The following is a 22,013-nucleotide window of genomic DNA, read 5'->3' as shown; positions in this document are numbered from 1 at the left end:
AATAAAAAAAATAATTAAAACTGGAATTTCTAAAATATTGAGAGGAGAATAGAATGCCATTAGTAACCAGTAAAGAGATGTTAATTGACGCACAAAAAAGACAGTATGCTGTCGGAGCATTTAATGCAAACAATATGGAGATTGTTCAAGCTATCATTGAAACGGCAGAAGAGGAAAAATCCCCGGTTATAGTCCAGGCTTCCCAGGGAGCAATTCAATATGCCGGCCTGGACATGATTGTCAGTATGGTCAGGTCAATGGCGGAAAGGGCAACTATACCGGTTGTGTTACACTTAGACCATGGAACTGATTATAATCAGAATATTCTTTGTTTGAGAGCTGGCTTTACTTCATTGATGTTTGATGGATCCAAGCTTCCCTTTGATGAAAATGTGGCAATGACCAAAAAAGTAGTTGAAATGGCTCATGTTTGCGATGTACCGGTAGAAGCCGAAATCGGTCAAATCGGGAAGATGGATTCCAGCGATGAGCCTGGTGTAGCTCTTGAAAAAATAAAGGAATATATGGCTGATCCGGAAGAGGCTGAAAGATTTGTCAAAATGACTAAAATTGATTCATTGGCTGCCGCAGTGGGAACAATTCATGGATGTAAGGAACCAATAGCACAGTTGGATATACCAAGAATAGAAAAGATACGAGATTTAACAGGAGTACCTTTGGTTTTGCACGGAGCATCCGGGGCATGTGATGAAGAAATAAGAAAAGGAATAGCTGCAGGTATAACTAAAATAAACATTGATACCCGAATTCGTATGGCTTTTACTAAAGCCGCAAATGATTTTCTTGAAAAAAACCCTGAAGAGATAGATCCCCGAAAAATGCTGGCACCTGCAAAAGAAGCTGCAAAAGAGGTTATAAGAGGGCGTATCAGAGTATTAGGTTCAAACAATAAGGCATAAATAATGTTAAATCATAAAAAAATATAATATACATTTTTGGGAGGAATTACTTATGTCAAAAAGAATAGGAATTTTAACTGGTGGAGGAGATTGTTGTGGATTAAATCCGGCTATTCGCGGTGCTGTTTATAGAGCCCATGATTATAATTATGAAGTTTTTGGCATCAGGGATGGCTGGAGAGGATTAATTGATGGAAACCTTTTTAAAATTCATTTACAGGATGCAGAGGAATTAATTGATAAAGCAGGAACTTTCCTGGGAACCTCCCGGACTAATCCATTTAAAATTGAAGGCGGTGTACAGAGAGTATTAAATACAATAAATAATTATGGTTTGGATGCTATATTAGCAATGGGAGGAGAAGATACTCTGGGTGTTGCCAGTAAGTTATACCATGAACATCAGGTAAATGTGGTTGGTGCCCCCAAAACAATGGATAATGACTTATCTGATACAGATTTTACCTTTGGCTTTGACAGCTCAGTTACCAGGGCAGTAGAAGCCATGAAAAGTCTGGAAGATACAGGTAGATCCCATCATCGTGTAATGATACTGGAAGTAATGGGAAGACATGCCGGCTGGGTAGCTCTTTATACGGGTCTTTCCTCCGGTGCAGACTGGATTTTGATACCGGAAGAAACCCCGGACATAGAAGGAATGTGCAAGCAACTGCAAAGAGTATATTCCCGGAAAAAATATGCCTTAGTTGTTGTCTCGGAAGGAGTAGAATTGCCAGGAGTTGGTATGGGAGAAGAAGAGTTAGACCAATTTGGTCATATGATACTAAAAAAGAGAGAAATCGGGCAATCATTAGGGGATATAATTACTGAAAAAACCGGTATAGAAACAAGACATGCCGTGATCGGACACATGCAAAGAGGAGGAATTCCTACTGTATTTGACAGGATGCTGGGTCTGCGCACCGGTGTAAAGGCAGTTGAGTTAATCGAACAACAGGAATTTGGAAAGCTTGCAGCTATGAAGGGAAATCAAATAGTTGCCACTCCTCTGGAAGAAGCGACAAAAGAGATTAAAACAGTTAACCAGGAATGGATTGATTTCGCAAAGATTTTCTTCAAGTAATCCGGATTAAAAATCTTTTAGAAAATTCAAATATTTTTAATCATAATAGAAAATTAAGAAAAATTTGTGATAGTATTAATATAGAGAAATAATTAATGGGAAGCCAGCCAGGCTTTCCATTTTTTTAGAAATTTAAGAGAGTGTTTAAATATGTCAGAAAAGATAAATTTTGTCCATCTTCATGTACATTCTGAATATAGCCTTCTTGACGGGGCATGCAGGATAAAAGACCTGATTTCAAAGGCAAAAAAGAATAACATGCCAGCATTAGCTTTAACTGATCATGGAGTAATGTATGGTGTGATAAATTTTTACAAAGAAGCAGTAGCTAATAAAATTAAACCAATAATTGGTTGTGAAGTGTATGTTGCCCCTAAGAGCAGGAAAGATAAATCAAATGGAAAAAAAGAATCACCCAGCCATTTAATACTTCTGGTTAAGAATAAAGAGGGTTACCAGAACCTCCTCCAGTTGGTAACAAAGTCTTTTTTAGAAGGATTCTATTATAAACCGAGAATAGATAAAGATATTTTAAAAAAATACAGTAAGGGTTTAATTGGGTTATCTGCCTGCCTAAAAGGAGAGGTTCCCCGAATGATTCTGCAGAATAATTTTACCGAAGCCAGGGAACTGGCAGTTTCCTATCAGCAGATATTCGGTAAGGATGATTTTTATTTGGAAATACAGAATAATACTATGCCGGAACAGATCAAAGTGAACGAAGAGCTGATTAAATTGGGACGTCTGTTAGAAATACCTTTAGTTGCAACAAATGATGTACATTACATAAATAGAGAAGACAGGGAAGCCCATGATGTACTGTTATGTATTCAGACAGCAACCAACCTTGATGATCCGAATAGAATGAAATTAAGTACTGATGAATTCTATTTTAATACCCCTGAAGAAATGCAACAGCATTTTATTGATGTTCCCGAAGCATTAAGCAATACTTTAAAAATAGCCGAAAAATGTAATCTGGAAATTGAATTTCGTAATGCCCATCTACCTGATTTTGATTTACCCGAAAAGCTTACAGATAATGATTATTTACGACAGCTTTGTTACGAAGGTGCAAAGACTAAATTCAAGGAATTAAATAAGGAAATCAGAGAAAGACTGGATTATGAATTATCAGTTATTAAAAAGATGGGTTTTGCCACATATTTTCTTATTGTATGGGATTTTGTTAATTATGCAAAAAATAATCATGTTATGGTAGGTCCTGGAAGAGGGTCTGCAGCAGGAAGTCTGATAGCTTATTGTCTCAACATTACCAGCATAAATCCCCTGGATTATAATTTACTTTTTGAAAGATTCCTGAACCCTGAAAGAATCAGCATGCCGGATTTCGATATTGATTTCAGTTATGAAGAAAGAGGGGATGTTATTGAATATGTCAGTAAGAAATATGGAAGAGATAAAGTATCTCAAATAATTACTTTTGGTACTATGGCTGCCCGGGCAGCAATTCGGGATGTTGGCAGGGCTCTGGGTATACCTTATGGACAGGTGGACAAAATTGCCAAATTAGTGCCCATGGATCCCAAAATGACCATTGAAAAAGCATTGAAGCTGGAACCTGAATTAAAAAATATAATGGCAAATGATGCTAATATAAATAAAATGATCGAGATATCATCAAAATTGGAAGGATTATCCCGACATGCTTCAACCCATGCTGCCGGTGTAGTACTGTCTAAAGAGTCACTTACCAATTTTGTTCCCCTGCAACTAACATCTGATGGCGAAATATCGACACAATATGCAGCTGATGTACTGGAATCATTAGGATTATTAAAAATGGATTTTCTGGGTTTGAGAACTCTTTCAGTAATCAATAACACCCTAAAGATTATCCGGAAAACACGTGGAGAAAATATTGATATTGAAAATATTCCACTCAATGATGAAAAAGTGTATCAATTATTATCCAGAGGGGAATGCTGTGGATTGTTTCAATTAGAAAGTTCAGGCATGATTGATCTGGTCAAGCGGTTAGAACCCAGGAATATAGAGGATATAACAGCCCTTATAGCCTTATTCAGGCCGGGTCCCCTGGGCAGTAATATGATTGATGATTTTATTGACCGAAAAAAAGGAAATTCTGAAATAAAGTACATACATCCCAGTTTAGAACCTATTTTACGTGATACATATGGTGTTATTGTATACCAGGAACAGGTAATGCAGATTGCCAGCCAATTAGCAGGTTTTTCCCTTGGACAGGCAGATATTTTGAGAAAAGCCATGGGCAAAAAGAAAAAAGAGGTAATGAAAAAACAACAGCAGCTGTTTATAGAGGGAGCTGTAAAAAATGAAATTGAAAGACAGACTGCAAGTGAAATATTTGATCTTATTGCATATTTTGCCGGATATGGTTTTAACAAATCGCATAGCGTATCATATGCATTTATATCATACCAGACCGCTTATCTAAAGGCACACTACCCTGTTGAGTTTATGGCTGCACTACTAACAAGTATTATGCAAAATACTGATAAAGTAGTAAAGTATATAAAAGAATGTCAGAATATGGGACTTAAGATATTACCACCGGATATCAATGAAAGCCTGATTGACTTCACAGTTGTTGACAAAGATGCAATCCGATTTGGCCTTGCTGCAGTAAAAAATGTAGGAAGAGCAGCTATTGAAAATATTATAGAAGAAAGAAAAGCAAATGGTCATTTTACCTCCCTTGTTGATTTTTGCCGCAGGGTGGATTTCAAAACTATGAATCGCAGGGTCATTGAAAGTCTGATAAAATGCGGTGCATTTGATTCCACTAAATCCAAAAGAGCCCAATTATTATCAATTTTGGAAAAAGCCATCAATTTAGGGAATGAGATGCAGAAAGACAAGAGAAATGGTCAGACCAATCTTTTTTCTTTAATGTCTGAAAATTCTCAATCTCAACAGACAGATGATATACCATTGCCGGATATTGACGAATTTTCAGATAAGGATTTATTAACAATGGAGAAAGAAACACTTGGTTTCTATCTATCACACCATCCACTGGAAGATTACCAGGAGAAGCTAAAACAAGCGGTTTCTGGCAATTCTGCACAATTAAACCAATTTGCAGATAAGAGTAAACTGGTTCTTGGTGGTATAATTACTTCTTTGCGCAAAAAAACAACTAAAAACGGCAATATGATGGCTCTTTTTGTTTTAGAGGATTTAGACGGTACTGTTGATGTAATAGTATTCCCAAAAACATACGAAGATTACAAAGAGGCGCTCAGTGAGGAGAATATAATAATAGTTGAAGGCCGCCTTGATGCAGCAGAGTTTAATGTAAAACTACTGGCTGAATCAATTACACCTATCAATGAATATAAGATAAAAAAAAGACGTAAAAATAATAGCAGAAAGAGTAATAAGCACCTTTTACATATCGAGGCAGATATTAATCATATAGATAAACAAAGTTTGAAAGACCTGAAAAAAATATTTAAAAAATATCCTGGTCAAAACAATGTCATTATTCACTTCAAATCACCACAAAAAATTTATCGCCAGCAAACTGATGATAGGATAGAATACAACGAAAAAATTATTAGTGAAATAAAGAATGTATTAAATTATAGCAGGGTGTGGTTTGAGGGTAGTGAATAAAAGAATTTTAATGGTGCCGAAGGTCGGAGTCGAACCGACATGAGCTGCGAGGCCCGCTGGATTTTGAGTCCAGTGCGTCTACCAATTTCGCCACTTCGGCATAATTGTTTCTGGTTTAATGGAAACATTCTTAAAAATTATAGTTTAGTATATTTATAATGTCAAGTAAAATGCCTGTAAAATAAGGTTTGTAAAACGTGGAAAAATATGAAAAATAATAAAAAAGATTTATTTGACAGCTGAATTCAAATATATACAAGATACGTCAAGAAAGATTATTATAATTATGAGTAAAAAAGATACAAAAAAACTATACCTGATTGATGGACAGGGTTTAATCTACCGCGCTTTCTTTGCATTGCCAAAATTGACTACTACACATGGACAGTTAATAAATGCCGCTTATGGATTTACTTTAGTACTCACAAGATTACTGGAGGAACAAAAGCCGGACGGATTAATTATTGCCTTTGATACCCCTAAACCTACCTTTCGCCATAAACAGTATAGTGAATATAAGGCACAGCGGGAGAAGATGCCACAGGAATTGATAGAACAACTATCCATTATAAAAGAAATAGTTGATTGCTACAATATTCCTTCAATTGCTGTTGAAGGTTTTGAGGCAGATGATATTATAGGGTCTCTGGCAGAGATGGCAAAGAACAGTGATTATCAGACTGTTATTGTAACAGGTGACCGTGATTTATTACAGCTAATTGATAAGGACACAGAGATATTATTAATGCAAAAAGGGATTACGCAGGTCAAGCAGTACCAGTTGGATTCTGTAAAGGAATTTTTAGGATTTTCTCCTCAATTAATCCCGGATTATGTGGGTTTAAAAGGAGATAAATCAGATAACATTCCCGGTGTTCCCGGCATAGGAGAAAAAACTGCCAGTGATTTAATAAAAACATTCGGTAGCCTGGAAAATATAATAAATAACAAGGATATGATAGAAAAGCCTGCAATAAGGAATAAAATTGAAAAATTCCAGGAACAGGCAGAGTTAAGCAAATCGTTAGCTATTATAAAAAAGGATATGGATCTTGATTTAAAAATTAAAAATGTTTTATATAAAGGACCTGACTATTCAAGGCTGCGGAGTCTTTTCCAGAAATATGAATTTAAAAAATTGTTAGAAAAATTACCTGATGATGGTAATAAAAATAGTCAAGCTGAAGAGGAATATATTTCACTTCACGAGATAAAAAAAGTATCAGAGCTAAAGCAGTTAACAAAAAAAATTAAATCTAAAGATATATTTTCTTTTTTATTTAACAAGGCAAGCCTGAAAAGAGATTTTACCGGAGTGATAGATAAAATATTATTTGCTATTGAGGAAGATGTGTATCTGATTAGAATTGATGCAGGCAATGCTTTGATTAAAAAATCTGAATACTTTTCATTAAAACAGATAAAAGAATATCTGTATCCACTTTTTCAGGATAAAAAAATTGAAAAGGTTGGCTATGATCTGAAAAATATCTGGAACTGCTTTCATGAAAATAGCTTTTTTTTCAATCTGCCTTATTTTGACATAATGATTGCTGCATATCTGCTAAATCCATCCCAAACAGAATATTCTCTGACAAAGACAATACAGGATTACTCAGAGCAGGCAGGAATTACAATAGCAACAGGCATACAGGGTGATAATGATATTTCTGAAAAAGAGTTAGAACTTTGTAGACAAATCAAGACATTGATACCTTTAAAGAAATATTTTAACAAATTGTTAAAGGAAAACCATTTAGAAGAACTTTACCAGGAAATTGAATTACCCCTTATTAAGGTTATTTTTCAGATGGAAAAAAGGGGAATAAAGCTGGATAGCGCCTTTCTTAAGGAAATGTCCCAGCAATTTTCTAAAAAAATTGGAGATATTAAAAAAGAAATATTTAATATGGCTGGTGAAAAATTTAACCCTAATTCCCCAAAACAGTTGAGCTATATATTATTTCAAAAATTAAAACTACCTGCAACTAAAAAAATTAAAACAGGCTATTCCACTGATGCTGGTGTTCTGAATAAGTTATCAGAAAGACATGAAATAGTAGCAAAGATACTCAATTACCGTGAACTGGAAAAATTAAAAAATACCTATATTGATAAATTACCTCAACTTATTAATCCGGAAACCGGCAGACTCCATACCTGCTTTAATCAAACAGGAACTACAACCGGAAGGTTAAGCAGCAACAACCCGAATTTACAGAATATTCCTGTTAGGACTGAGTTAGGAAAGGCAATCAGAAATGCATTTATTGCGGAAAAGGACTATATCTACCTTTCAGCTGATTATTCCCAGATAGAATTAAGGATATTAGCACATCTATCCCGGGATGAAAATTTATTACAGGCATTTTCAAAAGGTGAGGATATACATGCATTCACTGCGGCAAAGTTATTCAATATTGATGAGAATATTGTCAGCGAAGAGATGCGAAGAATTGCCAAGACTATAAATTTTGGAATTATCTATGGAATAAGCAGTTATGGTTTGGCAAATAACCTGGGTATCAGCAGGAATGAGGCACAGCTTTATATAGATGCATATTTTCAAAAATATTACAGGGTTAAAGAATTTATAGAGGAGCAGATTGTAAGTGCAAGGAAAAATAAATATGTGCATACAATGTTAAACCGTAGAAGATATCTTGAGGGCATTGACAGTCATAACAGAAATATTCGGGAGTTTTTCGAGCGGACTGCTATTAATACACCTATTCAGGGAACAGCTGCAGATTTGATTAAAATTGCTATGATTAGAATAAACGAAGCAATGAGAGAAAAAAATCTTGACAGTGGTTTGATTTTACAGATTCATGATGAATTAATCTTTGAAATACCAGAATTTGAAATAGAAGACAGAAAATTAATTATTAGGAGCATAATGGAGGGAAGCCTGCAATTGAGTATTCCACTAATAGTCAATTTTAAGACCGGCCATCGCTGGGGTGATTTGGAATAATATGATAATTATTTTAGTTTTATTATAACAATGAGGTAAAAATAATTTGAAAGCACTTATTATAGGGCTCACCGGGGGAATTGTATCCGGAAAAACAACTGTTGCAGATATGTTCAGGGAATTAGGTGCAGATATTATTGATGCAGATATTATTGCCAGGGAAGTTGTACGCCCAAAGAAAAAGGCCTGGGAAAAAATTGTGAAACATTTTGGTGTAGGAATATTAAGGGAAAATCAGGAAATCAACAGGAAAAAATTAGGAAATATTGTTTTTTCTGACAAAAACAAACTCAAATTATTGAATCAGATTACTCACCCGGAAATCACTGAAGTGATAAAAAAGAAGTTAGAAAATATAAGTAATAACAGCAACAGGAGTACTGTTTGTATTGTTGATGTACCTTTACTTTTTGAAACAGGCTTTGAGAATATGATGAATAAAATCATTGTTGTATATCTCGATCCAAAAAAACAGATAAACAGATTAATGAAAAGAAACAATCTGACACGGGAAGATGCCCTGAAAAGGATTAAAACACAGATACCGATAGAGGAAAAGGTAAAAATGGCTGATTATATTATTGATAATAGTAACAGCCTGGAATATACTAAAAAACAGGTTCTACATTTATGGGAAGAACTGAATAAAAATTTTCAATAATTCAATTGAAAGAATATGTATTTATTGAAAGAAATTTCTAAGAAGTAATATAGATTATTTATTATTAAATACTATGTGTGATAAAGAGACCAAGTAATTTATCTGCTGTAATTACAATATATTACAATAAACAATTATATGTATTGGTAAAAGACACTATCAAAAGGTAAACAAACCTCATTATATTTACCCTGCTGACTAAATTATAATATGTGATATAATAATTGTTTGAACTATTTTTATTAAAGAGTATTATGATTAAAACATACAAAACATTTTATAGGTATTTTTAAATGGTAAAAAAATTTCAGTTAGTTTCTAATTATAAACCTCAGGGAGATCAGCCGGAGGCAATAGACAGAATCAGCAATGGTTTTCAGAATAAAAAGGAAATCCAAACACTGCTTGGTGTTACCGGTTCAGGAAAAACATTTACTATGGCTAATATAATTCAAAACCTGCAATTACCGACCCTGGTTATATCACATAACAAGACTTTAGCAGCGCAACTGTGCAATGAGTTTAAACAATATTTCCCTCATAATGCTGTTGGTTATTTTGTAAGCTACTATGATTACTATCAACCTGAAGCATATATACCTCGAACTGACACTTATATTGAAAAAGATTCTTCTATCAATGAAGAGATTGACAGGTTAAGGTTAGCCGCTACAGCTAATTTACTGGAAAGAAAAGATGTAATTATTGTTTCAAGTGTCTCCTGCATATATGGTCTGGGTTCTCCTGGTGACTTTTCTAATCTGGTATTGATTATAAGGGAAAACCAGCAATACCCGAGAAGTGATATTATTAATAGATTAATTGATATTCAGTACGAAAGAAATGATATTGAATTTCAGAGAAGCTCTTTTAGGGTCAGAGGAGATATAGTAGAAGTATTTCCTGCATATTCTGAAAGTGCATTCCGAATAGAACTATTCGGAGACGTTGTTGAAGCAATTCATGAGATAAATCCTTTAACCGGGCATAAAATACAAAAAAAAGAAACAGTCGCTATTTACCCGGCAAAACATTTTGTTACTACTCATGGTCGTGTAAAAGAAGCAATAAAAACAATTAACAATGAGTTAGAGGAGAGGCTTACGTATTTTAAAAAGCATAATAAGGTATTAGAGGCAGAAAGGTTAAAACAAAGAACGAAATATGATTTGGAAATGCTTGTCCAATTTGGTTATTGCACAGGTATTGAAAATTATTCCAGACATTTAAGTGGAAGAAATCCTGGTGAACCACCGGCTACTCTATTAGATTATTTCCCCCGGTCTTTTTTGATGATAATTGATGAATCACATGTGACATTACCTCAGATAAGAGGAATGTATGCAGGAGATAAATCAAGAAAAGACAGTCTTGTAAAGTATGGTTTCCGGCTGCCTTCTGCTTATGATAACCGCCCGTTAGTTTTTCATGAATTTGAAAAATATATCAAGAAGGCCATATTTGTATCGGCAACTCCCGCCCGGTATGAACTTGAAAAAAGCCAGCAGATTGTTGAGCAGATTATCCGACCTACCGGATTGGCAGATCCGGAAGTGATTATAAAACCGGCTGAATTTCAAATTGATGACCTTATTGCAGAAATCAAAAAAAGAGTTGTTAAAAAAGAGAGAATACTGGTTACTACATTAACAAAGAGAATGGCAGAAGATACAGCTAATTATTTACAGAACATTAATATAAATGTAAGGTATCTTCACTCAGAAATCGGTACCATAGAAAGAATTAAGATATTGAAAAATCTCAGAGAAGGAAAGTTTGATGTACTGGTTGGTGTTAATTTATTAAGAGAGGGGCTGGATTTACCGGAAGTTTCCCTGGTAGCAATTCTTGATGCAGATAAAGAAGGTTTTTTAAGGTCAGAAACATCCCTGATTCAAACTATGGGACGTGCAGCGCGAAATGTAAATGGTACCGTTATACTGTATTGTAATGAAATAACCGGTTCCATGCAGAGAGCAATAAATGAAACTAATCGCAGAAGAAAGATTCAATTGGAGTATAATAAAAAATATAACATTACCCCGCAAACCATTAAAAAACCCATCTATGAAATGCTTTATAATGAAAAGGTTGATTTAGAGGAAGAAGAATACTCAGTAGGGGAAGGGAAAGCAAAATACCTGCCAAAGAGCAGTTTAAGCAGCCTGCTAAAATCACTTAAGAATGAAATGAATCAGGCTGCCAAACAATTGGATTTTGAAAAAGCAGCCTTGCTGAGAGATGAAATAAGGAGATTAAAAAAAGAAAGAACAATGTTTAAATAAAATTAATTAAGTATCGTGTATACACTAAGATAATAAAATAATGTGTGAATAAGCGGGAGATAATAGTAGTTAGTCATTGGTAGTTGGTAGGTAGTTAAAGACAATGTTCAAGAAAAATAGTATCCAGATTATAGTTAAAAGAAATACAGGGTAAGCATAAATAGAAAATAGTTTTCAGATATCAGTTTTTAGTTCATAGGTAAATAATTTCAAAAGATTCGCAGTAATATTTCAAATATTGGAGTTCTAAAACCTTTCCCACTTTTAAATTTAGTTGAGAATGTAACTTATTAGTTTGATTATAGGGATAATATAAAAAAATGTATTGGTTCTGAAATTTGGAAATCTGATGAATGATTGATTATGAGTAGTCTATTGGAAGATTGATTTTTTATTTATAATATTGATTATCTTAATGTTATACGTTATACGGTATACGTTATACTTTTTTTATACACAAATAATGATATCTTAAATTAATTGCAAATTGCAAAGCAAAAATGGGAGTTAAAAAATATGCAAAACAACATTATCATCAAAGGGGCAAGGGAACATAATTTAAAAAATATTTCTCTGAGCATACCCCGAAATAAACTGATTGTTATAACCGGTTTAAGTGGTTCAGGAAAATCCTCTCTGGCTTTTGATACTATTTATGCAGAGAGCCAGAGACGTTATATTGAATCTCTGTCCTCTTATGCAAGACAATTTATGGAAAAAATGGACAAGCCTGATGTAGATTATATTGAAGGGTTATCGCCTTCTATTTCGATTGACCAGAGAAAATCAGGTAAAAACCCACGTTCTACTGTGGGAACTGTAACCGAGATATATGATTATTTGCGCTTATTATATGCCAGAATCGGTATACCTCATTGTCCCGAATGTGGCAGAAAAATAACAAGGCAGACATTAGATCAAATTGTTGAACAGATAATGGATATGCCCCAAAATAGCAGAATAAAGATATTGGCACCTGTGATCAGGGCTAAAAAAGGTGAACACCGTCAGGTGATTGAAGATATTAGAAGGAAGGGTTTTATCCGGTTACGGGTTGATGGAGAAATGGTTGAAGTGGATGATGATATCCAATTAGCTCGTTATCAAATGCATGATATAGACATAGTTATTGATAGATTAATAGTAAAACCGGAAATAAAGAGCAGGGTAAGCAGTTCTGTTGAAACTGCATTACAATTAGGTGAAGGGTTAGTAATTGTTCTGGATGAAGATGATAAAGAACATGTTTTTAGTGAGAAATTCTCCTGTCCTCATTGTGGAATTAACCTGCCTGAAATAACACCCAGAATTTTTTCTTTTAATAGTCCATATGGAGCTTGTCCAAATTGTACAGGTTTGGGATACAAGATGGCATTTGACCATGATTTGGTAGTTCCCGATAAAAGTAAATCAGTCATGGAAGGGGCTCTGGCACCATGGGGTAAAGTTAAAGGTAGATACCTGAATCACATTTTATCCGGTGTTGCAAAACATTATGGTTTTTCACTGGATATTCCATTTAATCAGTTAACAGATGAGCAGAAAAATATTTTATTTTATGGATCTGGAGATGAAAAGATAAATTTTGAATATAAACATTATGAAGATGACAAAACATGGTTGCATACAAATGAATTTGAAGGAGTCATAAATAATTTAAAAAGAAGATACAGAGAGACTAAATCAAAATATGTGCAATATGAGATTCAAAAATATATGACAATCAGCAATTGTTCGGTTTGTAACGGACAAAGACTTCGCCCGGAAAGTCTTATGGTGAAAATCAACGGGTATTCCATTGCTCAATTATCGGACATGACGATAAAGGCAATTATTAAATTTTTTAAACATCTTCATATAGATGATAGAGAAACAGAAATATCAAAACAGATTAGAAAGGAAATCAGCAACCGACTTAATTTCTTAATGAATGTTGGTTTGGACTATATTACTCTTTCCCGGGCTACCTCTACACTTGCCGGAGGAGAAAATCAGCGGATAAGACTTGCTACACAAATAGGTTCAAGCCTGACGGGAGTTTTATATATTCTGGATGAACCATCAATTGGATTGCATCAACGGGATAATGATAAATTATTAAAGACTCTTTTTCAGCTTAGAGACCAGGGAAATACAGTGATTGTTATTGAACATGATGAGGATACTATTCGTTCAGCCGATTTTATTATTGACCTGGGACCGGGTGCCGGAATCCATGGAGGGCATTTAGTGGCACAGGGTGATGAAGAAAGTGTCCAGAAAAATAAAAAATCAATAACAGGTCAGTATTTGAGCAAGAAAAAGAAGATACCTGTCCCAACAAGCAGGAGAAACGGGAATGGTAAGAGTATAAATATAATTGGCGCCAGGCAATTTAACCTGAAAAATATAAATGTCTCCATACCTTTAGGTAAATTTAACTGTGTAACCGGAGTATCCGGTTCTGGAAAGAGCACACTGGTAGAGGATATATTATACAAATCATTGAATAAAATATTATACCATAGCAGAGTCAGGCCTGGTGAATATGACCGAATAGAAGGTGTTGAAAATATCGATAAAGTTATAACCATTGACCAGTCACCCATAGGGAAAACATCACGTTCAAATCCTGCTACTTATACCGGAGTCTTTACCCCGATAAGGGAATTGTTTGCAAAGGCAAAAACAGCAAAGGTGAGAGGATACAAGTCAGGAAGATTTAGTTTTAATGTGAAGGGCGGAAGGTGTGAAGCATGTCAGGGTGCAGGAATAGTAAAGATAGAGATGTTTTTTTTACCTGATATCTATATTCCCTGTGAGGTTTGCAAGGGAAACAGGTTTAACCAGGAGACATTAGAGGTAAAATATAAAAATAAAAATATTGCTGAAGTGTTAGATATGACAGTTGATGAAGCCTGTCAATTTTTTGAGAATATTCCCAAAATAAATAGAGGATTACAGACTCTTGTTGATGTAGGACTGGGTTATATTAAATTAGGTCAATCTGCAAGTACTTTATCAGGAGGAGAAGCACAAAGAATTAAACTGGCTAAGGAGTTAAGCAAAATAAGCACCGGCAGGACATTATATCTTTTAGATGAACCCACTACAGGATTGCATTTTGATGATGTCAGCAAACTTTTAAATGTATTAAACAGATTAGTCGAACAGGGTAATACTGTACTGGTAATTGAGCATAATCTGGAAGTAATCAAGTCGGCGGATCACATTATTGATTTAGGACCTGGAGGAGGAGATGAGGGAGGAGAGATAGTCTTTGAAGGAACGCCTGAAGAAATTATACAGCACCCTGATTCTTTCACCGGCAAATATTTGAAAGAAATCATAAATACCGGCCATAATAAAGACATAATTAAAGTATAAGCAATTAAACTTATGGTAGAATCAAAATATGAATATTTTAGAAAAAGTCAAACAATTGCCCCAACAAAGTGGAGTATATCTTTTCAAGGATAAAACTGGCAAAATTATTTATATCGGTAAGGCAATTTCTTTAAGAAACAGAGTAAGCTCTTATTTTAATAAATCCTACACTCATTCATTAAAAGTAAGCCAAATGATAAACAGGATAGATGATGTGGATTATATTATCACCGGGTCAGAGATGGAAGCATTGCTTTTAGAAAGTAGACTGGTAAAAACAAAAAATCCCTATTTTAATACCCAGCTAAAGGATGATAAAAGTTATCCATATATTAAAATAACCTGCAGGGAAGAATATCCTGCTATTCAATTAGTCCGAAAAAATAGGTATGAGAAAGATAAAAAAGCCCGGTATTTTGGACCGTTTGTAGATGTAGAAGTAACCAAAAAAGCGGTTAAAAAATTAAGAGAAATATTCAAATTGAGAAATTGCAGTAATAGAAAAATCAAAATGGGCACAACCTGCCTTGATTATCAGATTAATCTGTGTTCCGCTCCTTGTGCTCAAAAGATAAACCGGGATGATTACCGAAAAAAAGTAGACGAATGCTGTCTCTTATTAACCGGGCAGCATAACCAATTATTGAAAGATTTAAAAGATGAAATGAAGATAGTTTCCCAGTTAATGCTGTTTGAAAAGGCTGCCAAAATCAGGGATACTATACAGATGATTGAGAAGGTAATAGACCAGGGGAAGATAAGCAAACATTATAAGAAAAAAGTAGGCAGTTACCTGATTAACACAAAGAACCACAGTTCCCTTAATCAGGGACTGCACGAGCTACAAGATTATTTGAATTTACAGTCATTACCGAAACATATTGAGGCATATGATATTTCTAATATTCACGGACAGATATCGGTTGGATCGCTTGTAGTCTTTACAGAAGGAGTGCCAGATAAAAAAAGGTACAGACATTATAAGATAAAAGAAGTGAAAGGTATTAATGATTTTGCCATGATGAGAGAAGTGCTCTACAGGAGATTTCGTGACAGTAAAGCAAAGAAAGACGCACTGCCCGATTTGGTATTACTGGATGGTGGAAAAGGTCAATTAAATATAGGTATTCAAATACTGCAGGAACTTGGCATTAAATTAGATATAGCCTCTTTGGCAAAAAGAGAAGAAGAAATATTCCGACCCGGGGAAAAAGATTCTATTTTATTACCGGAAAACTCAGAATCATTATTTTTAATGCAGAGAATCAGGGATGAAGCCCATCGGTTTGCTATTGGTTACCATAAAAGATTGCGCAGTAAACAGATAAAAAATTCTGTTATTGATTTTATACCTGGAATTGGAGATAAAAGAAAAAGACAGCTTTTATCAAAATTTAAAAGTATAGATGATATCCGAAATGCCAAACAGGAAGAATTAAAAGAAATACCCGGGATTGGAGATAAAACAGCACGTAAAATAAAAGATATATTGGAGGTAAGACATGATTATAAATTATAATGGTAAAACACCGAACATAGATGAAACGGCTTTAGTAGTTGATAATTGCTGTATCATTGGTGAGGTTGATGTAGGTCGGTATAGCAGTATATGGTTTTATGCTGTTTTGCGTGGTGACTTGAATTTAATTTCTATTGGTCATCATACCAGTGTCCAGGACGGAACAGTTATCCATGTTACAGAAAATCTGCCCACTTTAGTAGGGAACTATGTTACAATTGGTCATGGAGCAATTTTACATGGATGTACAATTAAGGATTGTTCCTTAATTGGTTCAGGTGCAAACATATTAGATGAAGTGGTAATCGAAGAGAATGTCATTATTGCTGCCGGTACTGTAGTCACACCAAAAACAGTAATACCGGCCAATTCTATGGTTATGGGTATACCCGGGAAAGTGGTCAGAAAGTTGACTGATAAGGAATATGCTATGTTACGGGAACATGCAGATGGATATGTTGAATTAATGAAAAGTTACAAAAAATGATTTTCTTATTCCTGTGGGAGGTGTCAATTGTACAAAAAATCAATTGCTGATTTGGCATATGACATCCTGGAGAGAAATAATAGGCCAATGCATTATCGGAAGATAACTGAAGAGCTGGAAAAGATTAAAGAGATTAAAGCAGAAAAACCACATCATGATGTTAATGCCTCAATAGGTGCAGACCAAAGGTTTATCAGGTATCAACGGGGAATATGGGGTTTGGTTAGATGGAAATACAAAGAAGCCCATCTTTCCTATACGCTAACTTCATACTGCCTGCTTACCGGTACTGTCTTTCTGACAAGTTATTTAAAGCCATATTTCAGCTGGAGTCGTAATGACAGCAATATTGAAATAATCTTTGTAGATACTGATGGTGAAGAAATTACTGCATCAGTAAATTATCGAAAAAAATATATTACAGGGTTAAAGGGTTGGTATCAGAAGAAAAAATTAGACGTTAATGATCGTCTTTTAATGGGCTTAATTGATGATAGTAAGAAAAAATATTTCATTATTGCTGAAAAAGAAATTCTTCCGGAAACTGAAAGAGATATTAGTGATACCATTTATGGGATTTTAAAAGAAGAAGAAAAACCGCTCAGCTATGCCCGGATTTACTCTGCCATTATTAAACAAGAGCCGGATAGTAGGGGTTTATTTGTAGATTATATCAAAAATACTCTGAGAAAAGATTTACGTTATACAGAAATATCAGAAGACTGCTGGGGATTAACAGAATGGTTAAATACAACTGAAAAACTATTTCAAAATCTTTTACATACCAATACTATTAAGGATTTCCATATTTCCCTTAAAAAAACTTTTGAGTTTTTTGGATATAAAGTTGATTATATAAAAAACAACCGACAGGATTTACTGATTGTAAAGGCTGAATTAGACTTTAAGACATATTATTTACTTATTACAGGATTACCTGCTCATTACAATGCTGATATGATTAAAAATATAGATTGGCCTGAGATGAAGAGAGTAAGAGAGACTTATAACATAAATACAGTTATTTTGTTTTTAAAAAAAATTCAAGATAAAAACTTGATAGATCGGGCCAGTGAAGAAAATGTTCAACTGTATGAGTTTACTCTTTTAAAAAAAATAATGAAAGAGCATCAAAGAATTCCCTTTTCACTTTTTGAATTGCAGGTTGCCTTTAGCCCGCTGCAAAATCCCGAAAATAATTATGGTAAATTAATGGAAATACGCAATAGGCAATGGTATTATTGGAATTTGATAAAAGATGTAGTTAGAATATTGCAGATTTCTAAAAATCAGAATACTTATTTAGATTTCAAAATGCTTATGAAAAAAATAACTGAATTGAACAAATATGATAGTATGGATAATTATGAAATACTCATCAAGAAAATTGTCAATATATTAAACCAGGAGCCATTTGCATTTATTGAACTATCAGAGTCTGAGAATATGATAATTTCTTATCAGAGCTCTATGATAAACAAAAGAATTAATTCCCTTTTTCAATTTTTTCTCAATGAAGAAGAAAATAATTATTTAATAAATGGAGATAATCACCGGTGATGAAAATAAGATGGTTAGGACAATCATGTTTTTTAATATCAAATGAAAGAGGCATAAATATTTTAACCGATCCTTTTGATGAAACATTAGGATATCATATGACAAAAGAAAAAATTAACATAATCACCATTAGCCACGAACATTATGATCATAATAACACTATGGGTATTAAAGGAAAACCGGTTGTATTAAAAGGCCCGGTAAACCGTGAAACACATAAGATAAAATTTAAAGGAATATTATCTTATCATGACAGTGTCTATGGGAAGCATAGAGGAATTAATACTATTTTTCTGATTAAAACTGATAATATGATATTATGCCATTTAGGAGATTTGGGTCATGTATTAGAGAAAGAACAATTAGAGCAGATAGATGATGTAGATATTTTATTCGTACCGGTAGGAGGATACTTTACAATTAATAGCCTTAAAGCAGAACAGGTAATCAGCCAGATTAAACCAAAAATTGTTATTCCAATGCATTACAAGACTGAGGCAATTAAGTGGTCAATTGATCCGTTATCCGTATTCCTGAATGATAAACAGGATATCAATATAATTGGCGAAAACTGTTTTGATATCGACTCAACAACTCTTCCCGGGAAAACAACTATATTCGTTTTAAATTATTAATTTTCAATATTTTTAAATAATAATAAAAAAATTTTTTGTAAACCCTTATCTTTTACATTATTTCTTATTATAATATGAAAGTATTTATTAGTCAGTAGCGTGTAAGCAGTAAAATATTATGGGAATAAATTAAGTAGGGTTTCCCTGATTTCAGTTATCAATTTACAGATTTTGGTTTAATGCTTTTTGTTTTTAGTAGAGAATAATACTGGACATATTTTATTTTTTTAACTTGCACTTTTTAATCTTTAACACAATACGTTAAACTTTTTTGTCATTGCACAGAACAAAGCGACAATGCAATTTCATTTACCTATACCAGTATCTTTGACCGAAAACTGTAAACTGTAAACTGTAAACTGATTTCTTATCTTGTAACTTATTTTAACTGAAAATAGTATTTTCTAATTAGTTAATTTAATATTATTTATTTTTACTTATTACTATATTTAGAATTCGATAGTTTTAAAAGGGGATATTTATGACAAAATATATTTTTATAACCGGTGGTGTTGTTTCATCGATTGGTAAAGGCATTACAGCTGCTTCTATAGGCAGGATTTTAAAGAGCAGAGGTTTAAGAGTGTCTATTCAAAAACATGATCCCTACCTTAATGTTGATGCCGGTACTATGAGTCCGTTTCAGCATGGAGAAGCCTTTGTTACAGAAGATGGAGCTGAAACTGATTTAGATTTAGGGCATTATGAGAGGTTTATTAATATTAATTTAAGCCGTAATAACAGTGTCACCACAGGCAAGGTATATAATTCGGTTATTTCAAAAGAAAGACATGGAGATTATTTAGGCAAGACAGTTCAAATTATCCCCCATATTACTGATGAAATTAAGGACAACATCAAGAGCCTAAACAAATCCAAGGATAAACCTTTAGATGTAATCATTGTAGAAATAGGAGGCACTGTTGGTGATATTGAAAGTTTACCTTTTTTGGAGGCAATCAGGCAATTTAGAAATGATATAGGTAAAGAAAATGTCTTATATGCACATGTCTCATTTTTTCCGTATTTAAAAGCAGCGAGGGAGATTAAGTCGAAACCCACTCAACATAGTATAAAAGAGCTCCGGGGGATAGGTATACAACCGGATTTATTGATTTGCCGTTCTCAGTCAAGGCTGACAGAAACAGTAAAAGACAAGATATCTTTATTTTGTGATATACCGAGGGATGGAATTATCGAAATTGGTGATGTGGATTCTATATATGAAGTCCCTATTGTATTGGAAGAGCAAAAATTAGGCGATTTATTAGTCAAGAAATTAAATTTGCCTTCAAAAAAACCTGACCTGCAAAAATGGAGAGATATGGTTAAGCGGTTGTACCATCCGGAAAGACAAACAACTATTGCAGTTATTGGAAAGTATATTCGTTTAAAGGATGCTTATATGAGTATCAATGAAGCTCTTGTCCATTCAGGTATCCACCATAATTGTAAAATAAATATAAAAAAAATAGATGCAGATTTCTTATTGAAACAAGGTGTCAGGGATTTATTAAGAGGAGTTAATGGTATACTTATCCCTGGTGGTTTTGGAATTCGGGGAATAGAAGGAAAAATACAGGCAGTTAAGTATGCCCGTACTAATAACATACCATTCATGGGTATATGTCTTGGTATGCAATGTGCTCTAATAGAAATTGCCCGCAATAAAATAGGCTTGCATGAAGCTAATAGCACTGAATTTAATACTGAAACACCTTATCCTATTTTAGATTTAATGGAAAAACAGAAAAAGATAAATGATAAAGGCGGAACTATGCGGTTAGGAAATTATGATTGTAATTTAATTAAAGGCACAAAGGCCTATCATATCTACAAGAAAGAGTTAATTCAGGAGAGACACAGACATCGCTATGAATTCAACAATGACTTTTTGGAAAAATTCAAACAAAGTGATATAATATTCAGTGGAATTAATTTAGAAAATAATTTGGTCGAGATTTTTGAATTAAAAAACCATCCCTGGTTTATTGGAATGCAATTTCACCCTGAATTTAAATCCAGGCCGAATTATCCTCATCCAATGTTTGTAAGTTTTATCGGGGAAGCAATTAAAAATACTAATTAAACAAGAAAGGTAATTAAAATATATTTTGGAGTGATAAGGATATGGAAGTTTTAGTACTGGCAGGAGGAAAAAGCGACGGCTCGATAGGGAATCACCAGGAATTACATAACAAGGCATTATTGATGATTAACGGTACGCCAATGATTGAATATGTCGTGGATGCATTAAACCATGCACAGAAAATAGACAATATAGTTGTTGTAGGCCCGCAGAGCGAGCTTATACCTTATATTGAAAAAAAAGTAAATAAAATAATTGAATCAACCGATTCCATTGTTGAAAATGTAATAAATGGTATTAATTATTTAAATAATGAACAGATAATGATTATGACCTCTGATGTGCCCTTGATTACCGGAAAAATGATTGATGATTTTATTGCAAAATGCCAGGAACAGGAAGCATTTTTATACTATCCTTTTATATCAAAGGAAACTATTTTAGAAAAGTATCCGAAAACTGTTAGATCTTATGCCACTTTAAAAGAAGGTGTTTTTTGTGGAGGAAATTTAGCCGTTTTGTCTACTAAACTGTTTGATCAAAATAAGTCTTTACTTAATGAATTGTATGAAAATCGAAAAGACGTTAAAAAATATATTACTTTATTAGGAATGAAATTCATTGCAAAGTATTTGCTGAAATGTCTTTCTATAAAAGAAATTGAAGACAGGGCAGCTGAAATAGTAGGATATCCGGTTAAAGGTATTATGGTTAATGATCCGGAAATGATGATTGACCTGGATAAACTGACTGATTATGAGTTAATTCTTCAAATACTTGACGAGTCAAAAAAATAAATCCACTAA

At 33.7% G+C, this 22,013-nt stretch carries 13 protein-coding genes and 1 tRNA gene; 13 read left to right on the top strand and 1 reads right to left on the bottom strand.

Annotated elements, in window-relative coordinates; translation table 11 throughout:
- The first annotated feature begins 53 nt into the window (after window positions 1-53).
- The 3 genes from fba to PHQ99_00165 all read left to right on the top strand — a co-directional run bounded on the left by fba (window position 54) and on the right by PHQ99_00165 (window position 5,628).
- Window positions 54-920 (top strand): class II fructose-1,6-bisphosphate aldolase, encoded by an 867-nt coding sequence (fba, locus tag PHQ99_00175; GenBank protein ID MDD4288001.1) that lies wholly within the window; start codon window positions 54-56, stop codon window positions 918-920.
- A gap of 52 nt (window positions 921-972) precedes the next feature.
- The gene (locus PHQ99_00170) at window positions 973-2,004 is read left to right on the top strand and encodes an ATP-dependent 6-phosphofructokinase (protein ID MDD4288000.1); all 1,032 of its coding nucleotides are present in this window, start codon (window positions 973-975) and stop codon (window positions 2,002-2,004) included.
- A gap of 150 nt (window positions 2,005-2,154) precedes the next feature.
- On the top strand, window positions 2,155-5,628 hold the full coding sequence (locus PHQ99_00165; protein ID MDD4287999.1) for a DNA polymerase III subunit alpha: 3,474 nt from the start codon (window positions 2,155-2,157) through the stop codon (window positions 5,626-5,628).
- A gap of 11 nt (window positions 5,629-5,639) precedes the next feature.
- Here PHQ99_00165 and PHQ99_00160 read toward each other — a convergent pair.
- Window positions 5,640-5,728, bottom strand: a tRNA-Leu gene (locus PHQ99_00160).
- A 186-nt stretch (window positions 5,729-5,914) separates the two neighbouring features.
- Here PHQ99_00160 and polA point away from each other — a divergent pair.
- The 10 genes from polA (at window position 5,915) to PHQ99_00110 (ending at window position 22,004) form a co-directional block, all read left to right on the top strand.
- The gene (polA, locus tag PHQ99_00155; protein MDD4287998.1) at window positions 5,915-8,605 is read left to right on the top strand and encodes a DNA polymerase I; all 2,691 of its coding nucleotides are present in this window, start codon (window positions 5,915-5,917) and stop codon (window positions 8,603-8,605) included.
- Window positions 8,606-8,651: 46 nt separating this feature from the next.
- Window positions 8,652-9,266 carry a dephospho-CoA kinase gene (gene coaE, locus PHQ99_00150; GenBank protein ID MDD4287997.1) on the top strand — a complete coding sequence of 205 codons (615 nt, stop codon included), beginning with the start codon at window positions 8,652-8,654 and terminating at the stop codon, window positions 9,264-9,266.
- A 293-nt stretch (window positions 9,267-9,559) separates the two neighbouring features.
- Window positions 9,560-11,551, top strand: coding sequence for an excinuclease ABC subunit UvrB (uvrB, locus tag PHQ99_00145; protein MDD4287996.1), 1,992 nt, complete (start codon window positions 9,560-9,562; stop codon window positions 11,549-11,551).
- Between the two features lie 516 nt (window positions 11,552-12,067).
- Window positions 12,068-14,917, top strand: coding sequence for an excinuclease ABC subunit UvrA (gene uvrA, locus PHQ99_00140; protein ID MDD4287995.1), 2,850 nt, complete (start codon window positions 12,068-12,070; stop codon window positions 14,915-14,917).
- A gap of 28 nt (window positions 14,918-14,945) precedes the next feature.
- Window positions 14,946-16,436: an excinuclease ABC subunit UvrC gene (locus tag PHQ99_00135; protein ID MDD4287994.1), complete on the top strand. Its 1,491-nt coding sequence runs from the start codon at window positions 14,946-14,948 to the stop codon at window positions 16,434-16,436.
- Window positions 16,420-16,923, top strand: coding sequence for a gamma carbonic anhydrase family protein (locus PHQ99_00130; protein MDD4287993.1), 504 nt, complete (start codon window positions 16,420-16,422; stop codon window positions 16,921-16,923). Before PHQ99_00135 ends, PHQ99_00130 begins: the two co-directional genes overlap by 17 nt.
- A gap of 27 nt (window positions 16,924-16,950) precedes the next feature.
- Window positions 16,951-18,483: an HTH domain-containing protein gene (locus tag PHQ99_00125; GenBank protein MDD4287992.1), complete on the top strand. Its 1,533-nt coding sequence runs from the start codon at window positions 16,951-16,953 to the stop codon at window positions 18,481-18,483.
- Window positions 18,483-19,118 (top strand): MBL fold metallo-hydrolase, encoded by a 636-nt coding sequence (locus PHQ99_00120; protein MDD4287991.1) that lies wholly within the window; start codon window positions 18,483-18,485, stop codon window positions 19,116-19,118. Before PHQ99_00125 ends, PHQ99_00120 begins: the two co-directional genes overlap by 1 nt.
- Before the next feature lie 481 nt (window positions 19,119-19,599).
- Window positions 19,600-21,207, top strand: coding sequence for a CTP synthase (locus PHQ99_00115; protein ID MDD4287990.1), 1,608 nt, complete (start codon window positions 19,600-19,602; stop codon window positions 21,205-21,207).
- A 41-nt stretch (window positions 21,208-21,248) separates the two neighbouring features.
- Entirely contained in the window at window positions 21,249-22,004 is a 756-nt protein-coding gene (locus PHQ99_00110; protein MDD4287989.1) for an NTP transferase domain-containing protein, read from the top strand.
- The last annotated feature ends 9 nt before the right edge of the window (window positions 22,005-22,013 follow it).

This window comes from Atribacterota bacterium (genome assembly GCA_028703475.1).
Taxonomy (GTDB): Bacteria; Atribacterota; Phoenicimicrobiia; order Phoenicimicrobiales; family Stramentimicrobiaceae; genus JAQVMU01.
Note: the sequence above shows the minus strand (reverse complement) of the source record. Positions and strands in the feature narration are given on the sequence as shown.

What these genes read in the sequence shown, in the direction of transcription:
- PHQ99_00115 (MDD4287990.1), top strand. Translation starts at nt 19,600, where the DNA reads ATGACAAAATATATTTTTATAACCGGTGGTGTTGTTTCATCGATTGGT.
- uvrA (MDD4287995.1), top strand. Translation starts at nt 12,068, where the DNA reads ATGCAAAACAACATTATCATCAAAGGGGCAAGGGAACATAATTTAAAA.
- PHQ99_00165 (MDD4287999.1), top strand. Translation starts at nt 2,155, where the DNA reads ATGTCAGAAAAGATAAATTTTGTCCATCTTCATGTACATTCTGAATAT.
- PHQ99_00110 (MDD4287989.1), top strand. Translation starts at nt 21,249, where the DNA reads ATGGAAGTTTTAGTACTGGCAGGAGGAAAAAGCGACGGCTCGATAGGG.
- uvrB (MDD4287996.1), top strand. Translation starts at nt 9,560, where the DNA reads ATGGTAAAAAAATTTCAGTTAGTTTCTAATTATAAACCTCAGGGAGAT.
- PHQ99_00135 (MDD4287994.1), top strand. Translation starts at nt 14,946, where the DNA reads ATGAATATTTTAGAAAAAGTCAAACAATTGCCCCAACAAAGTGGAGTA.
- PHQ99_00120 (MDD4287991.1), top strand. Translation starts at nt 18,483, where the DNA reads ATGAAAATAAGATGGTTAGGACAATCATGTTTTTTAATATCAAATGAA.
- PHQ99_00130 (MDD4287993.1), top strand. Translation starts at nt 16,420, where the DNA reads ATGATTATAAATTATAATGGTAAAACACCGAACATAGATGAAACGGCT.
- fba (MDD4288001.1), top strand. Translation starts at nt 54, where the DNA reads ATGCCATTAGTAACCAGTAAAGAGATGTTAATTGACGCACAAAAAAGA.
- polA (MDD4287998.1), top strand. Translation starts at nt 5,915, where the DNA reads ATGAGTAAAAAAGATACAAAAAAACTATACCTGATTGATGGACAGGGT.
- PHQ99_00170 (MDD4288000.1), top strand. Translation starts at nt 973, where the DNA reads ATGTCAAAAAGAATAGGAATTTTAACTGGTGGAGGAGATTGTTGTGGA.